The following is a 14,098-nucleotide window of genomic DNA, read 5'->3' on the forward strand; positions in this document are numbered from 1 at the left end:
GAGGTTATAGTTTTGAAACGGTTATTCCTCTGTATGGAACGAGAACTTGTTGTCTTAGAAGAAAAAAACGAAGCGTATCAAATTCAATACCATTTACAAGGTATGCAGCCTACCTGTATTGCGGTAGACCCATTTCAATCCAACCGTATATATTGCGGTACGTTTGGCCGGGGGGTATGGTTAAGTGACGATAGGGGGGATTCTTGGAGACCGATTGGCGATTCTTACCGTTACTTTGATTTCCCTAAAGAAGATGGTATTTTACATTCTTCTATTACTGCGATAACTGTAAGCTCCAATAAGAAAGTTAATGGCTATGGCGTCGTTTATGTCGGTACAGAACCTAGTGCCTTATTTTCCTCAGAAAATGGTGGTGAAACGTGGAACGAATGTAAAAACATGAAATCATTACTTTCTTCATATACGTGGGCATTCCCCCCTCGTCCTTTCACGCATCATGTACGATGGATTACAGTTGATCCAAATAAACAAGATACGCTACATGTATCAATTGAAGCCGGGGCCGTTATTCAAAGTAAAGATAATGGACAAACATGGGAAGATAAAAAATTCGGTGCTCCAATCGATGCCCATCAATTGCTTATGCACCCCGCTGCTCCTAATCGTCTTTATGCATCATGCGGTGACGGATTTATAAGCGGTCCTGATCGTGCCTATCTCGAAAGTTATAATGGCGGAAGTAGCTGGACTTCATGCAGTGAAGGATTAGGACATCATTATTTATACAGTATGGCTATCGATCCTGCTGATTGTGATACGATCCTCGTTTCTGCTGCGCCAAGTGCTGATCTAGCTCACCATCGGATTCCTTATGAATCTTATATTTATCGAAAAACGAAAGATACACCTTTCCAACAAGTTCATCAAGGACTACCATCTGCAATCGGTACAGTTATTTCCATGATTGCAACAAATCCAGCCGATCCTCATACGTTTTACACTTTAAATAATAATGGTGTTTTTCAATCTATGGATAGCGGACAAACGTGGGAACAACTAAACATTCCATGGAAAGAGGAATATAAAACACAGCATCCCCATGCGTTGCTCGTAACTAGTTCTTAACAAAAAGAGACTGCCTTTTTATTTAAGCAGTCTCTCTTTTTATTTCTTTAAATCAATGACAATATCATCTAATACAATATCTTTACTCTTATTTTCTTTTTTCGGCACTTCAATTTTCTTCTCTTTTCCATTAGTTAAATAAAAGACCTGCCTTTTATATTTTTGAAATTTGGTCGGAAATTTCAAAGATTCAATTGCTCGCAAACTAAATCTGCCATATTAGATTTTTCTTTATAATATAGTTTTTTTGCCAAAAAAGTTCCTAAGATATCAGTTGCCCAAATTCATATTGGAAACAGCATAGATTGTATGTCATTTACCTTTATTTCTTTCACATTTATTCATAAGAGTTCGGCTCATTTTCTTCGTTTTGGGGTATTTGCTTTTCTTAGCTTGATGGTGATGTAGCGGTACCCCAGTATTATGTGTAAAATTTAACTCTATTTTTATTAAATTTTAACCACGATTTGTTAAAATTTTACTTTTTATACATCCTTTACCTCAAAAGTGATAGAATACCTAAGGGGTATTTTGTTTTTATTACAAAAAAGTATAAATACCCTAAAAATACATTTATGAGGTGATTTTGATGAGAAGAAATCTTAAATCGGTTGTCTTGATGTGCTTTGCTCTAATTGCAGTCTTTTTTTCAGCAGCACCCTCAACCTTTGCTGAAGAGGGGAAAAGTCAATTTGTTCTGATTAATGGGAAAAAAGCAAGTTCTCCCGTCCAAGATAGTCAAGTAAAACATATCTTCTTCTCGAAAGATCAGAATGGAAAAGAAATTAAGTATGGATTCACCAATGAAAAAGAATTTCAGCAATTTGTTCAAAATAAAGAATACGAAAAACACCGTGAATATAAAAATCCAAAAGCAGAACTAATCGAGAAAGAAAACTTGACTACTCTGGGTACTGGACCAAATTATACTGATTTCTACTGGGATATTAATAAAGGTGGATCCCGTATTTCTTATGCAATAGGAACTTACACAAATTACGTCGGTAATTACTGGAACGATCAAATTTCTTCAATTAGTACTGCAGCTAGTGGCTATACAAGAGTTTGGGAACATGCTAGTTATGGGGGAGCTACTTACGCTTGGGACAATTACTCTTATTGGGGACGTACCATTAACCTGAATGATTATGGATGGAATGACGCAATTTCTTCTTTAGGAGTGTTTAACTACTAAGATTGAATAGAGGAGACAATTAACTATAGAAATGCCCCTCACATCTGAAATATATGCACGAAGATAAAGAAAAAAACGGTAACATTATCCCACCATTGTATGAATCAGAATTTATTCTAAAAGAAGGTTCAAATGAAATGGAAATTGAGGTAGAATAAGTGCCCTATTTTCATTATAAATTAGTAGCTTTAATTCTCCTATAGCTTATCCTACAGCATCTATTACGGCTAACAACGTACAAACAGCACACTTACCACTATGCGTCTTTTTTCTTTTCTAAAATGCTGGCGGTGCTTCTCTTAGAAGTAGTGCAGATTCCAAAGTTAGTGAAGTATTGTATAAAAAAAGAAGAGCAAACAGGAAAGTAAATTCTGTTTGCTCTTCTTTTTTATCCCGCTATTCGTGGGCAGTAATACTCCCACCTCAAAATTCGGCGAAAGCGTTGTCCAGCTCTAGCGGCGAGGATCTCCGGTCGTTTCGCCCCCTCGGACGAGGCAAAAAGTGCCTCTCCGCCCTGTGCTCCAACGTCCTGCGATTCTGAGCGAGCCAAGAAGTTAGGTGGGAGATAAACTGCCCGTAAAAGCCCGATTGGTGAGGGCTGATAATCAGTGGGGGATGAAGAACCTCCCACTGATTAAAGTCTCACTTTATTTCGCTTTTGGGAAGATAGGTAACTGAATATCTACAGTTGTTCCTTTATTTAATTCACTTGTAATTTGTAATTTTCCATTATGCTCTTCAATGATTTTATAGCACATCATTAAACCTAATCCAGTTCCTTTTTCTTTCAAACTATAGAAAGGTTCACCTAATCGTGAAATGCGATCTTGTGGAATTCCACAACCTTCATCTGTAATGCTAATTACTATAGAATGATTTTCTATGTTCATTGTTTGAATGGAAATAGTCCCTCCGTGAGTCATTGCTTCTATTGCGTTCTTTAATATGTTAATGAATACTTGCTTGAGCTGATTTCCATCACATTGAATTGCTGGTAAAGAGGACATGTGATTCATGGTGATATGTGTGTTATGCATCATTGCTGTTGGTGAAATAAATGTTACCACTTCCTCGATTAATGTTTGAATTTGATAGGGTTGTATGGATATGGCTTGTGGTTTAGACATTGCCATAAATTGATTTGTAATAGATTCCATTTGAGCAATTTCGCTTAGCATAATATCAGCATACCATTTGTTGTTTTCATTCATATCAGGTTCTAGCAATTTTAAAAATCCTTTTAAAGAGGTTAAAGGGTTTCGTATTTCATGGGCAATACCAGCAGTTAGCTGTCCAACAACTGCGAGCTTTTCGGATTTTTTTAATAATTCTTCTGTTTTCTTTAAATTTGTAATATCTTGTCCCATAATGACAATCCCTTTTCGCGATCCATCAGGATGAAAAAGAGGAACTTTTATAATGTTAAGAATGATAGGACTAGAGTCAGCATGAATAATAATTTCTTCACGACACATACTCTCATGTCTCTGCCATGCATATTGATCGGATTTTTCACAGTATAAGAAGGAGTTACGATAGGACTCATTATATTGGATAAGCTCACTATCTTTTTTACCGCGATACGGCACATTTTCAAAATTTAAACTAGAAATTGCATAATCGTTAGCTTCAAGCCATCTTCCTTCTTCATCCTTCAAAAGAATAAACGCTGGCATCGCATTTATAAGAGTTCGTAAGCGTTTTTCACTTTCCTTTAATGCAAGTTCCATTTTTTTTCGTTCTGTAATATCCCTTAAGCTGCTTACAAACGCTACTACTTCTCCATATGTGTTTACAATAGGAGAGATAAAATTAGTAACATGTATTAAATTCCCGCTTTTTTGTTGTCTAATTGTTTCTTTCGACGTAAACAGTTTATTGTGTGCAAGATCTTGATATAGTTTGTTGTATGTATCTTTTGAGAAATCTGGGATAGTAGGTATTATTTCTCCAAGCATTTCTTGTTCAGCCCAGCCGAAAAGAGTTTCAAAAGCCTTGTTTACTTTCAATACACGAAGCTCTAAATCAAGAACAACAATAGCATCTACTGTGTCTTTAAGAAGTGAATCAAATTGTTGTTTTGTTAATGTGAAATTTTCTTTACTTTGTTTTGTTTTTATTGCCTCTTTCATTCTATTTTTTGTAATAGTAGCGCGTCTTTTTAGATATATGCTTTTTTTAACAGACGTAAATCTATTCCTTCGCATTCATGATTCCTCCGCATATATATAATAATTAAAAAAAATGATATATAAGTTGTTGCTAGGCAGAACAAAACATGCCCGCTACTTACTTTCTCCTTTTGTTTTCACCCTTGTATGTGGCAGAAAAAGGCCCTGACCGCTTCTATGCAGGGCTAGATGCTTTTGCGCACCTAACAAGAAAGGGGTTTTATGTCGATTTTCTAACTTGTGTTTATATTTTATTTTAAAGATATAACGATACTAATGTTATATCATTTAAGAGTATAGACGTGATAAGGATAAATAGTCAATTTCTCATTAAATCTTTTTGAATTGTAAGTTTTATTTTGCGATTGAAAAAATGATAGGGTGTTGGTTTCTCTGTGGGAGCTAGGAGTTACACATTGGAGTAGAGCAGAATTTTTCTCCTGCAAAAAAAGCTCATCCAGCGTTTTATGTTCAACATATAGAATATTTTCAAGGAAATTTAACACAAGAAGGAGTTTCTGTTATAGTCGATCCAGCACGTTCTGATGTTACAAGGTTTTATGTGTTAGATCCATTTGGGAATTGAATTTATGGAACGGAAAAATGAATAAAAGAACGAGGTGGATGCAGTTCCACCTCGTTCTTTTATCCTCTTCTAAATAATCCTAATACTTCCACGGTTTCTGTAATATTCACGAATGCTTGCGGATCAATTTCAGAAATCATAGCTTTCATACCTGCTAGTTCTTCCCTAGAAATAACAGTCATTAGTACACGTTTCTTCTCATTTGAGTATGCGCCTTCTCCGTCAAGTAATGTAATACCCCGTACAAGACTTGAAAGGAGCTTTTCTTTCATTTCTTCTGCTTGACCTGTTACAATCATTAGCGTTACTTTTCGATGTTTTGTATGGATTGCATCAATTACTTTCCCTGTAACGAAAATAGATAATAAGCTGTTTAAGGCAGTATCCCAATCGAAGAAAAATCCAGAAATAACGATTACAATAGCATTAAGTAAGATTAAGAATCCGCCAAGTTGAATATCTTTCTTACGTGTAAGTAACATACCAATAACATCAAAACCACCTGTTGAACCGTAGCAGTTGAAAACAAGTCCAATACCTGCCCCGGCAATTACACCACCAAATAAAGAAGAAAGTAGTGCATCTGTTGCCACTGCATGTACAGGAATCACATATAATGCCGCCGAAAGTGTAATAACGGATATGATTGTATAACCAATAAATCGTTTTCCAAGTCCAATATACCCTAAAATAAGAATAGGTAAGTTTAGTAAAAAGTTTACTAATCCAGTATTAAAGGGAGTTAAGATTCCAATGATCATTGCGATTCCACTAATCCCACTGCTTAAAATCTTGTGGGGGATAAGGAAAAGATTAAAAGAAAGTGCTACAACTACAGACCCTAAAATTACTCCGAGTAATCGATTCATATCTCTCCCGTCCTTCACTAAAGATGCTATATGTACAAACTGACAATAATTCAAAATTATATATGAGATTGTAAGATTTGAGGGAAAACAGTTTATTTCGGGAAATTAGATTAGTTCGAAAATTGGAAGCGATTTATTATAAGGGGGAGAGGGATATGAAGGTCCAGTTTTTTCAACAAACAAGTCCATTAAAACAAGAATGCGAAGATGCACTAATTTGTAATGAAGCTTTACTATTATATGGTGTATGTGATGGGGCGACGCCGGTAATTGATTTTCAAGATGAGAATGGTCATAACGGAGCATATTTGGCTTCCCATCTGTTTCAGCGACACTTTGAATCGATTTTAAGTGTGGGTTCATTACAAACTGAAGTTGCTATAGCAAATCAGTTACTGCAAGAAAAAATGCAATTATATCATATTGATATGACAAAAAAGCATCAACTTTGGTGTACTTGCGTTGCTGCTATTCATATTACAGATAAAACAATAGAATATGCGCAGCTTGGAGATTGTATGATTGTTGTTAAATTTGTTGACGGATCCGTAAAAGTACTTACAAAAGACACAGTGAAAGGCATTAGTAAACGGGCAAAGCAACAACGGGAGGAAGACCGTAAAAAGGGACTTTCTGTTCCAAATGAAGCAATATTTAATGATAAAAAAGAGCAATTACGCTACAATCGTTACATGGCAAATACTTTAAACGGATATTCTGTTGCAAACGGGATGAATGAAGTAATATCGTATATCCAACATGGGAAACTGTTACGACAAGAAATTACGAATCTATTTATTTGTTCAGATGGCTTGTTTCATCCAGGTTGGACGCTTGAAACAAGTGCGCAATTTGTGTGGGACCATGGTTTTAAGAAATACATAAAAATAATAGAAGAATTAGAAGCAAAACAGCTTATTCATCCAGATGATAAAACCGCAATTATCATTCATTTGTAAAGGGTGAGACTATGCGCATTCAGAAAGTGCATTTATCTTTTCGTGATCCGCTTCAGCCATTGCAAGCTGTAACAAATATTATCATTCATCACACAGCGGAAGATGGCTGGGGCGTATATAAGACACATGAATTCCATCAAAATATTCGAGGGTGGAGCGGGATTGGATATAATTATTTTATTGAAGAAAATGGCACCATTTACGAAGGAAGAGGACTGCATATAGGAGCTCATGTGAAAGGGTATAATACTAAGAGTATAGGGATTTGCATATCTGGTAATTTTGACGTCTATGATCCAACACCAGTACAAATGACTTCTTTGCATTGGCTATGTAAACAGTTCATGTATCAATTTTCTTTAAATAGCGAACACGTTCTCGGTCATCGTGAATTAAATGGGGTAACAAAAACGTGCCCCGGAACGCGTTTTTCAATGGAAACACTACGCCATGTTCTGTCAAATAACGAAAAAGGAGCTCTATAATATGATGTTTATGAAATTACCAAATGAGAAAAAAGAAACAATTGTAGAACATATTCAACAATTTTTTGAAGAAGAAGATTTAGGAGAAATCGGCCGTTTTCAAGCAGAACGTTTAATTGAAGAAATGATAAAAGAACTAGGGCCGCATATATATAATCAAGCGATAGGTGATGCTACAAAACTTGTTGTTGATAAACTTACAAATTTAGAAGAAGACTTATATGTGTTGGAAAAGCCGATTAAATAGAAGAAATGTGTATAAAAATGCTCCTCGTTTCATTCGATTAACGAGGAGTGTTTATCTTAAGATTCAATCGAGATTTATGCTACACTAGATTGTTTTTCAACAAAAGCACCCTATTTACAATGGATGCTTTTGCTTGAACATGTCATGAGTTATCCATTAAAAGGTATATCGTTTGAACACTTTATTACATAACCATTTATAATTGACCAACTTAATAAACCCTTCCAAAAGTTTTCGCAAATATGAATAATTTCTTTAGGTTCAGAAAGATAACCTGACATCACTATTTCGCAAAGTTCATCAAATCCTTCTGGCTTGTCTGTAAAAGCTATAGCCTCAGGTAATACTTGAGCTGACGTCGTAAAATATTGTTTGTTGTGTAATCCTAAAATCATCGCACCTGAGGTCGCTATTTTTATAGCTAAAGTAGGTAAAAATGTTTTAGGGCCTTGAATTTCTATATTTCTTACTTTCCCAATGTATTCGTACATTTCTTCAACTAATGTTTTACAAATTGCTTCTTTAAAAATTGTATAATCTACAGAACTTGCTTTTTGTTTTAATTCTTTGAAAAATTCTTCAGGATCATATATTGGTAGTATCGTGAAGAATTGTCCATGAGTAAGTGGCCAATTTTCTTCTACTGTAGTGGCTTCTTCTATAATATCTTCTTCACTATCAAAGTTTACTTCGGCCTTCCAATTACCTGCTGTCCATTCATAGCTAAAGCCATCTTCCAAGGAATTTAAAATACATTTTATTTCAATATCTGAATATGGACCATCTGTATTTCTGGCTAAAGAACCGTAAATACCAATAGCTTTAACGTTCGAACCAAATTTTTCTAATATTTGATTTGCTATCGTATAAGCGATTTTCATTCTTTCTTCTCTAGTAATTTTTTCTGGACCAATCATATACATTTCTCCTTTTTTATAAAAATATTAAATGGGATTATATATAGATGGTCAAGGAGGCCCGCGGGCTTAACGAGGGACTTTATTTGGTGTCATTTACATACACCACCTTTCTAAATAATAAAACAGGGAGGTAATAAAATCCATTTTATAAATTTTATTGTAAATAAAATGGGGTGTTTAGTCAAAGATGAATATGGCGTTTTATTGTTAAAGGCCCGACACGACCAAAAAAGAAAATTGTACGTTAAAGAAATTAAGTATTTATAGGTAAACATTCATCAATGATCTTCTGGTGTATGAACAGAATACAAAAAAGGAAATCGAAATGATTTCCTTTTTCACTTTGTAAGCTGTAAAGCTCTCATATAATCACCCTTTTTCTCAAGGGCCTTTTTTGCTTCTTCAGCCGTTAATACATAATCTACTATAATATTTTGTAATAAATTCTTATTAGCATTTGGCAGCTGAATCGTTATGTCATCCACACTAATCTTATTATTTTCAATTGTTTTATTAAATTCCTGAATACTTCTTGCAACCTCCGCTAATTTTTCCATATGTGCAGGATTGTTTACATCTAAAAAGATATTACTTCTAAAAACTGCCGTAACATAATGCTTCGAATTTTTCTTTGCTATTTCTTTCTCAGTCTTCTTATTGAAAACAATATCCCCCGTCTGCATTTGATCAAACGTAAATATAGTATTATTCCCTTTCTTTTTATAATATGTATTGAATTTTCTTGTAAATCATACGCTTCTTTTTTGATTTTATAGTTATCATTATTTACTTTTGGAGAGATTCGCCCATCGAAATATAGTTGGAATTGCAAATGTGGTTCATCTACTTGCTGCACACAAGCTGTTAGCAATTCTGGACTAAGTAAATGAAAATGAAAAATATCTCCGGTCCTATGTCTGTTAACTTGATTTAGTTTAACAGACATACCATACTCCGCTTTTGTATAATTTTGTGCTTTTTGTTCAATTTCTTTATTCGATATATCACATGATGTTAATAGTAATAAACTAAACATTATGCTATATGTTATTTTTGTTCTTTTCATATTTCATAACCGCCTAATTCTACTTCATTATATGTGAATGCTATTATGGAATTATAAAATAAATAGATATTCTAAACCCGTAATTATTTTTTTCCTTTATTTTGATTGAATAGGAAATATGCTGCTAAAAATAATGCAGTTACGTTAACTACAAGTGCAACATTATTTAAAAAATCTGTTATCTGCGAAAACACAATAATCAATGATGTTACTGCGACAAATAATGGAATTGCCTTGTTTATATTTGTGACTAGTTGTTGCTTGTGAAAACGCCTTAGTATGAAATAAATACCTATTAAAATTGGTGCAGTAAGGAATACTCCTAAATATCCCCATGCATCTTCAATAAACCAAGGGAAAAAGCGCATACGTGAAGTAAAGATAAATAGATTTAGTATGATGGTTCCTACTAATATACTGTTTAATATAGTGACTTTCTTGTTCTTCTCCATTGTAATTTCTCCTCTAAAATTTAATTACTCGTTAGTTAATTCGTGAAAATGATTTATAACATCTTCCTCTTCAAACGTGCTATACCATCTATAATCACTATCATCTAAAATACGAAAATGTTGACTAATCACATTTTGTTGTACTCGAAATTTTCCTTTTTTCGCAATCTCATTCCAAAACATTTTTCCGCCTAATGTTTTTACTTTTGGCGTATTCATACCATCGTGGGCTAGTGTTTCGATTACCTCAAAAGGTTCTTCTCCTAAAATGTGTTTTAAGATTTGCCCATCCTTAAATAAGGCACAAACTGCGATAGCATTCGTCCAACTAATTAATGTTCTTTCTTTTTCAATTTGAACCAATGTCTTTTTAGAAATTCCTAGAACAGTAGCCATTTTTTCTTGAGAATATCCTTTTTCAAGACGAATCAGACGAACATTCTTAGAAATCAAATCAATTACAGTTTCTTTATTCAAATAACATCACTTCCATGAATTAGTGTTCAATTAAACTCATAGTGTAATATTACACTATGAGTTACCTTTTGTAAATAGGAAGCATATTGGGGGAAGATTTATAAAAGGTAACTGATAGTTGCTTATGTCTCAAAGAGTATGATTTTTAACCTTTCTAATGTCCACTAATGCTTATTTCGTAGTTCACTTCCTTTACTACACAGACACTATTTATCATTTAAAAACTACGCAAATGATCTCCTAAAGTTATAAAAAGATATGACAAAAAATGTTGAGAAAAATATTTATGTCTTTAAAAATAACAGAAAATTCAGTAAAGTTTAATTAAAACAAAGGAGGTTTTTTATGAGGAGACACGTAAAGGCAATGCTTTCGATTTTACTTATTATTGGTTTACTTTGGTCACCGGTTGAATTAAAAGCAGAGGAACAAAATCAAAAAGAACCGATTGTTCTTATTCATGGTTTAGGTGGTTGGGGCCGTGATGAATTGTTTGGTTTTAAGTATTGGGGCGGTTTTAAAGATATCGAGACAAATTTGAATCGACAAGGGTATAGAACATATACAGCTTCGGTTGGACCATTTTCAAGCAATTGGGATCGTGCAGCAGAGTTATATTCGTATTTAAAAGGTGGAACAGTTGATTATGGAGAAGCACATGCGAGAGCGCATGGACATGCCCGTTATGGAAAAACATTTTCAGGGGTATATAACCAATGGGATAATCAACATAAAGTTCATTTCGTTGGACATAGCATGGGTGGTCAAACAGAAAGGGTTTTATTGCAACTATTAAAGGAGGGAAGTTTAGAAGAACGAGAGTATTATAAACAACATCCAGAGGTAGGAATATCACCGTTATTTGAAGGGAATAAAGATTGGGTACGGAGTGTAACAAGCATTGGTACGCCGCATAACGGTTCTACGTTTGCAGATGAAGAAACGATGTCTTCGTTTATTAAAGAATTTGTAATAAAGATTGCTAGTTTATCAGGTAATAATCCAGAAACATTTGGCTATGACTTTAAATTGGAACAATGGGGATTAAAGCGAAAACAAGGAGAGAGCTTCTTGCAATATGCGGATCGAATGCTTAATAGTTCCGTTTGGAAAAGTAAAGATATTAGTGCATACGATTTAACGACAGCTGGATCTAAAGAGCTTAATCAATGGGTAAAAACATATGATGACGTATATTATTTTTCCTATACAGGAGATGCGACATATCGTTCATTACTGACGGGATATTCTGTCCCTTTACTGACGATGAATCCACTTATGTACTTGTCTGGCTTACATATTGGAAAGTTTACACAAGGATATGCAGAGCCAATTATTAACGAAAAATGGTGGCCAAATGATGGACTTGTTAGTGTTGTTTCGTCACAATATCCGATAGGGCATCGAAATCAGCCGTATGCAGGAAACGCTCAAAAAGGTGTCTGGAATTATACCGCGACAAAATATAATTGGGATCATATCGATTTTATTGGAATCGATCTTGCGGATACGTTAGGGATTAGTGATATATATTCGTTTTATAATGAAGTTGCTAGTAACATATATCGTTTACCTTTGAATTAGAGGGAGTACCACACATCCATCAACTTAAGAAATCCCTTGTTCCACAAAATATTAGCCTGATAGTGATGTGTTGTGACTCCGTTTAGTGAAATAAGCTTATCTTACAATCTCTTATTTAAATGTATTATTAACTAGTTCCTCCCAATCTACGAAGGACAACTTATCTGTAATATGTTTTAATTCATTAGGCACGTCAACATAACAGATTAATTCCAAACTATTACCATCTGGGTCATTGAAGTATACTGAAACATTACCTTGATGTGGGCGAATAAATGGTTTAATAGTTTTTCTATTACCAAATGGGACAGCTTCAACTTGAATAGAATGTAGCCACTTTAAAGAGTCTTTTATATCTTCATATGAAACTCGAAAAGCAATATGTCGTAAGGAAGGATGGTATTGAGTTTCATACTCATTTCCTTCCCATAAGCCCAACCAACTTTTCCCTTTTTCAACCCAAAAGAAAGCAGTGTCTTCATTACACCAAGCAAGTTTCAATCCTAGTTTCCGGTAAAATTCAATTGAATTTTGCAAGTTACTAACTGGTAAGTGTGCTTCATACAATCCTTTAATCATGTCGTTTTCCCCCTACTCTTTGTTATTGGATATTAAGAGTATAGCAATGTAAAAACAATATTAAATCCACTAAAAGTATTAAAATTCTATATATCTTTAGAGGTAGCGTAATGAACCATGCTTTCCCACCAATTCAAGAATATTCACTACACTCAAGTATAAAAAAACGCTATACTTTCTGTATATTCCTACAAAAAGTATAGCGTTTTTTTATATTCAAACTTAAATTAAACAAAATATTAACTTATTTTTAGTGGCGATTCTTTATATTAGATAAACACTTATTTTCCTCATATAAAGCAGTAACATGCTGTTTTAAATTCTTGATGAATAATAAAATCTCTTGATTAGACATTCTAGCATGTTGAAGATGAAATATGTTTCCTTTTCCGATTTCTAACTCGTTTGAAATCAAAGTAATAGGGATATCCCTAAAGACATGCCATGGAAAATACAAGTGTACAAAAGTTTCTCTAAAATATATACCTGATTGACAAATTAATATTCCATCCGATCCTTTACCCAAATTACCAAGGACAGATGTATCTAAAAAAGCAATGATTTCTTCTTCTTTTGAAACAATATATCGTGCTCCAATTTCCTTTAACTTTTTGTCTGAAATATGAGTGTCTACAAACAATCCATTATCAGGTTCTAATAATTCATCATACGTCTCAAATAAAGAGCAGATTGATTTTATCTCATCAATTTTTATAACTGGATGTATATCATTTTGCTTTGAATTATGGAATGAACTTTTAAGAGTTATAAGTAATTCCTTAAATAACAGTGGTGGATAATCACTCAGGTTAATATTAAAACTTTTTTGGGCATCAAAAGATAAAAAACCATCTTTATCAACTTCAATTTGTTGCACTTCATTTAATTTATCCCATTTCATATTCCCTTTACCTAATAACCAATTGTTCCAATATAAACCTGAACTTGTAAAGTAAACACCATATTTCCCCGAACCAACCATATTGCAGCTTAAAAAAGCAATAATCTGATCATCCTTTGGTATAGAGAAACGTTTTTTTGCAACTGATAAGAAATCTTCAGGTATTCTGCTAACATAAAATCTAGACTGTTGATATTCAAAACAAATATCAGTAAAACGATTAATATCTATATTCAGCATGATAATTCTCCGTTTCTTATATATTTTCCATATAAGAAATTATAATATTATCAGGTAAATATTAACACTTAAATTTAGTTTAAATCGAGGGGCACTTTATTGGATTCTAAAATCAATTAGTATTAGATTGAAAAATCTATGATTTGGTTTTAGCGTTTGGGGGAAGAATGTTTTTCCTACTTCCTTTTCTATTTTTTGCAGCTGAATAGCAAGTTTTACAGATATGAGATGATAATGTAAGCAGTTGTGATTGCTTGAAATGAAGGATTTTAATAGCAGTT

At 33.7% G+C, this 14,098-nt stretch carries 14 protein-coding genes and 2 pseudogenes; 7 read left to right on the forward strand and 9 right to left on the reverse strand.

Going from position 1 to position 14,098, the window contains the following annotated elements:
- Positions 1–12 precede the first annotated feature (12 nt).
- Positions 13–1,086: a WD40/YVTN/BNR-like repeat-containing protein gene (locus BR72_RS14690; RefSeq protein WP_035434130.1), complete on the forward strand. Its 1,074-nt coding sequence runs from the start codon at positions 13–15 to the stop codon at positions 1,084–1,086.
- A 39-nt stretch (positions 1,087–1,125) separates the two neighbouring features.
- Here BR72_RS14690 and BR72_RS26435 read toward each other — a convergent pair whose 3' ends face one another.
- Positions 1,126–1,290: a hypothetical protein gene (locus BR72_RS26435; RefSeq protein ID WP_156107951.1), complete on the reverse strand. Its 165-nt coding sequence runs from the start codon at positions 1,288–1,290 to the stop codon at positions 1,126–1,128.
- 385 nt (positions 1,291–1,675) lie between these two features.
- On the opposite strand from BR72_RS26435, the gene BR72_RS14695 reads away from it, so the two are divergent.
- On the forward strand, positions 1,676–2,281 hold the full coding sequence (locus BR72_RS14695; protein ID WP_035434090.1) for a hypothetical protein: 606 nt from the start codon (positions 1,676–1,678) through the stop codon (positions 2,279–2,281).
- Between the two features lie 647 nt (positions 2,282–2,928).
- On the opposite strand, the gene BR72_RS14700 is transcribed toward BR72_RS14695, so the two are convergent.
- Complete coding sequence (locus tag BR72_RS14700; RefSeq protein WP_035434091.1) at positions 2,929–4,488, reverse strand: PAS domain-containing sensor histidine kinase; 1,560 nt, start codon at positions 4,486–4,488, stop codon at positions 2,929–2,931.
- A gap of 328 nt (positions 4,489–4,816) precedes the next feature.
- Here BR72_RS14700 and BR72_RS27135 point away from each other — a divergent pair.
- Positions 4,817–5,063: pseudogene (locus tag BR72_RS27135) on the forward strand (glyoxalase); the annotation flags it as partial.
- Between the two features lie 34 nt (positions 5,064–5,097).
- Here BR72_RS27135 and BR72_RS14705 read toward each other — a convergent pair.
- Positions 5,098–5,907: a YitT family protein gene (locus tag BR72_RS14705; RefSeq protein WP_035434092.1), complete on the reverse strand. Its 810-nt coding sequence runs from the start codon at positions 5,905–5,907 to the stop codon at positions 5,098–5,100.
- Between the two features lie 155 nt (positions 5,908–6,062).
- Between BR72_RS14705 and BR72_RS14710 the strand changes: the two genes are divergently transcribed.
- Genes BR72_RS14710 through BR72_RS14720 form a run of 3 tightly spaced genes read left to right on the forward strand, consistent with a single transcriptional unit; the run spans position 6,063 to position 7,598 of the window.
- Positions 6,063–6,866: a protein phosphatase 2C domain-containing protein gene (locus BR72_RS14710; RefSeq protein ID WP_035434093.1), complete on the forward strand. Its 804-nt coding sequence runs from the start codon at positions 6,063–6,065 to the stop codon at positions 6,864–6,866.
- Positions 6,867–6,877: 11 nt separating this feature from the next.
- Positions 6,878–7,351, forward strand: coding sequence for a peptidoglycan recognition protein family protein (locus BR72_RS14715; RefSeq protein WP_035434095.1), 474 nt, complete (start codon positions 6,878–6,880; stop codon positions 7,349–7,351).
- A 1-nt stretch (position 7,352) separates the two neighbouring features.
- Positions 7,353–7,598, forward strand: a complete 246-nt coding sequence (locus tag BR72_RS14720) for a DUF2164 domain-containing protein (protein ID WP_035434096.1) — start codon at positions 7,353–7,355, stop codon at positions 7,596–7,598.
- Positions 7,599–7,747: 149 nt separating this feature from the next.
- Here BR72_RS14720 and BR72_RS14725 read toward each other — a convergent pair whose 3' ends face one another.
- The 4 genes and pseudogenes from BR72_RS14725 to BR72_RS14740 form a co-directional block, all read right to left on the reverse strand.
- Entirely contained in the window at positions 7,748–8,515 is a 768-nt protein-coding gene (locus tag BR72_RS14725; RefSeq protein WP_081904898.1) for an ANT(4')-I family aminoglycoside nucleotidyltransferase, read from the reverse strand.
- A 341-nt stretch (positions 8,516–8,856) separates the two neighbouring features.
- A pseudogene (locus BR72_RS14730) lies at positions 8,857–9,584 on the reverse strand (hypothetical protein).
- 83 nt (positions 9,585–9,667) lie between these two features.
- Positions 9,668–10,036 carry a hypothetical protein gene (locus BR72_RS14735; protein ID WP_035434101.1) on the reverse strand — a complete coding sequence of 123 codons (369 nt, stop codon included), beginning with the start codon at positions 10,034–10,036 and terminating at the stop codon, positions 9,668–9,670.
- 24 nt (positions 10,037–10,060) lie between these two features.
- Positions 10,061–10,513, reverse strand: a complete 453-nt coding sequence (locus BR72_RS14740; RefSeq protein ID WP_035434103.1) for a helix-turn-helix transcriptional regulator — start codon at positions 10,511–10,513, stop codon at positions 10,061–10,063.
- A gap of 345 nt (positions 10,514–10,858) precedes the next feature.
- Here BR72_RS14740 and BR72_RS14745 point away from each other — a divergent pair, with 345 nt between their 5' ends.
- Positions 10,859–12,097 (forward strand): esterase/lipase family protein, encoded by a 1,239-nt coding sequence (locus BR72_RS14745; protein ID WP_035434105.1) that lies wholly within the window; start codon positions 10,859–10,861, stop codon positions 12,095–12,097.
- Between the two features lie 111 nt (positions 12,098–12,208).
- Here BR72_RS14745 and BR72_RS14750 read toward each other — a convergent pair whose 3' ends face one another.
- Together BR72_RS14750 and BR72_RS14755 are read right to left on the reverse strand one after the other, a co-directional pair.
- Positions 12,209–12,676: a VOC family protein gene (locus BR72_RS14750; protein WP_035434106.1), complete on the reverse strand. Its 468-nt coding sequence runs from the start codon at positions 12,674–12,676 to the stop codon at positions 12,209–12,211.
- A gap of 250 nt (positions 12,677–12,926) precedes the next feature.
- Positions 12,927–13,817, reverse strand: coding sequence for a hypothetical protein (locus tag BR72_RS14755; RefSeq protein ID WP_035434107.1), 891 nt, complete (start codon positions 13,815–13,817; stop codon positions 12,927–12,929).
- Positions 13,818–14,098: the final 281 nt, after the last annotated feature.

Origin of the sequence: Bacillus sp. UNC322MFChir4.1 (genome assembly GCF_000746135.1) — a bacterium.
Classification (GTDB): Bacteria; Bacillota; Bacilli; order Bacillales; family Bacillaceae_G; genus Bacillus_A.